2 protein-coding genes and 1 pseudogene are annotated in these 2,641 nt (G+C 42.7%); 1 reads left to right on the top strand and 2 read right to left on the bottom strand.

Annotated elements, in window-relative coordinates:
* Positions 1-13 precede the first annotated feature (13 nt).
* Together argJ and xthA are read right to left on the bottom strand one after the other, a co-directional pair.
* Positions 14-1,237: a bifunctional glutamate N-acetyltransferase/amino-acid acetyltransferase ArgJ gene (gene argJ / locus VLN09_RS05610; protein WP_325244487.1), complete on the bottom strand. Its 1,224-nt coding sequence runs from the start codon at positions 1,235-1,237 to the stop codon at positions 14-16.
* A 71-nt stretch (positions 1,238-1,308) separates the two neighbouring features.
* On the bottom strand, positions 1,309-2,133 hold the full coding sequence (gene xthA, locus VLN09_RS05605) for an exodeoxyribonuclease III (protein ID WP_325244486.1): 825 nt from the start codon (positions 2,131-2,133) through the stop codon (positions 1,309-1,311).
* Positions 2,134-2,445: 312 nt separating this feature from the next.
* On the opposite strand from xthA, the pseudogene VLN09_RS05600 reads away from it, so the two are divergent.
* Positions 2,446-2,641, top strand: a pseudogene (locus VLN09_RS05600) (thioesterase); the annotation flags it as partial.

The raw sequence follows: 2,641 nt of genomic DNA, 5'->3' as shown, positions 1-2,641 counted from the left end.
GCATTAAAATTATTTAGCTACGATAATCTGCATTTATTTTCACATAGTCATAAGATAAATCGCAGGTATAAACCGTATCATGGGCTTCACCACGTGCAAGATCGATATGAATAGTAATCTCAGGGCGACTCATCACCGTCTTGCCCGCCTCTTCTGTATAATTTGGTGCAACACCACCGTTTTGACAAATCATAACTTCGTCCAAATAGACATCGACTTGCTCGGTATCGAGGTCTTCAACCCCAGCATAACCGACGGCTGCTAATATACGCCCCCAGTTGGCATCACTGGCAAAAAATGCCGTTTTGACCAAGGGTGAATGTGCAACCGCATATGCCACATCACAACACTCTTGTGTGGTTTTACCACCTGTAACTTTGACCGTCATAAATTTAGTGGCGCCTTCGCCATCACGGACAATCAATTGTGCCAAACGTATAAAGACCTCAACTAACGCCTCAAACATTGGCTGATAATGCGGATGCTCAGGGCTATCAATGACATCTGAGCCCGCTGCACCTGTCGCTATCAGTACGCAGCAATCATTGGTCGAGGTATCACCATCAACCGTAATACGGTTAAAAGACTGCTCATTGATGGCGTTTAGCATCTCTTGCAATAAGTCAGCAGCGATATTGGCATCGGTTGCCACATAGCCAAGCATGGTTGCCATATTAGGACGTATCATACCTGAGCCTTTTGACATGCCAGTGATATGATAACTACTGCCAGCAACATCAACCTTTTTACTAGCAAGCTTTGGAATAGTATCTGTAGTACGAATACCATTCGCGGCAGCAAGCCAATTATCAGGCGCTAGATTGGCTAATGCGTTGTCTAGTCCTGCGATAATCGCTTCACTATTTAACGGCTCACCAATAACACCCGTCGAAAATGGCAATACAGTATTACTATCGACGCCAGCTTTAGCAGCCAAAGCCATACAGATATCTGCCGCACGGCGCTTGCCATCAGCACCCGTACCCGCATTAGCATTTCCGGTATTGGTCACCAAATAACGTGGAGAAGCTTTGGCAATATGTTCACGCAATATGCGTACAGGTGCAGCGCAAAATGCATTCTTAGTCGTCACCACCGCAGTGGCGGCATCAGCTGCGATCTCGATAATCACCAAATCATCACGATCTTTATAACGTACGCCTGCTGCGGTAGCGCTTAACTTGATGCCTTCAATAGGATAAATCGTCTCAGGTACTGCAACATTACCAACCGCCATAGCTCATTCCTTATTTGTTCATATTTGGGTATTTTATTGGTGATACAGTTTTGCATATCATGCCAAAAATATTATACTTTATTTAAATCAAATTCTGTCCAAATGGGCGCATGGTCAGAGGGTTTTTCCATACTGCGCAGCTCGTAGCTGATGCCGGCATCAACACAATGCTCAACCAAATCAGAGGTACATAAAATATGATCAATACGCAATCCGCGCTTAGGGTCATCATCGAAACCGCGACTGCGATAATCAAACCAGCTGTATAACTCGGTACTTTCTGGATAATGCAAACGATAGGTATCGTTCAACTCACGTGACATCAGTTTGCTATACCACTCACGCTCCTCTGGTAAAAATGAAGTCTTTCTATTTTTTAACCAACGCTTAGCATTCACCTCACCAATCCCAATATCGATATCTTCAGGGGCAATATTCATATCACCCATAATCACTAGCGAGCGACCTTCTGCCTTTAGCGTATCAATATATGCCATTAAATTGGCATAATAAGCGCGTTTCATCGGGAATTTGGTCGGATGATCTTGGCTCTCGCCTTGGGGGAAATAGCCATTAAGCACATCAATCTCACGCTCATCAAACTCATAACGCGCATGAATAAAACGTTTTTGCGCCTCTTCATCTTCTCCAGGAAAGCCCTTTTGCACAAAAATAGGCGCAACTTTCGATAATAATGCCACCCCATAATGTGCCTTTTGTCCAAAATACTCAACGTGATAGCCCAAGCCTTCTACATTTTCAAGGGGAAACTGCTCATCATGTACCTTGGTTTCTTGCAGACCCATGACATCAGGATCGATAATATCTCGCACCCCTTCTAGCTGATGTTGACGGGCACGGATACCATTGATATTAAAACAAACAAAACGGGTCATAAATTATCCTATCCTAATAAATGAAAGCACGGTAATTCTATAAACAGTGCGACTATGAACAACTGCTTTGATCAATAAATGCAGTTTTAAAATGCGCTTATAAACAAATATCGCCACTATAAAATAAAACAAATACGCTTATGTTAGCAGACATAGACAGCGCTAGCTGTTGCGCCCTTTTATATCTTGATATAGAGTGGTTATTTAGCCTCACTATTTGGCTATTTGCCGTACCATGCTATTAAGCCCTGTTATCAAGATACCTAGCCAAATTTATAACAACATATTATTAAAAATCTATTGAGCATTATTATGATAAAAGCGACTGATAAAAATTCAACTACTGTAACGAAACCTGAGGGCACGGCCACGCCGCTATTTGCGACCAACTATAATGTCTATATCAATCATACCGATGCTGGCGGTATAGTCTATCATGCCAATCACTTGGTTTTCTTTGAAAACTGCCGCCGAGATTGGTTTACCCAGCTGGGTCTAAATGGTTATT

The organism is Psychrobacter sp. (assembly GCF_035469765.1).
Taxonomy (GTDB): Bacteria; Pseudomonadota; Gammaproteobacteria; order Pseudomonadales; family Moraxellaceae; genus Psychrobacter.
This window is presented reverse-complemented; position numbering and strand designations above follow the sequence as displayed.

Bases quoted from the DNA above. Each gene is read 5' to 3' on its own strand.
- xthA (WP_325244486.1), bottom strand. From the start codon at position 2,133: ATGACCCGTTTTGTTTGTTTTAATATCAATGGTATCCGTGCCCGTCAA.
- argJ (WP_325244487.1), bottom strand. From the start codon at position 1,237: ATGGCGGTTGGTAATGTTGCAGTACCTGAGACGATTTATCCTATTGAA.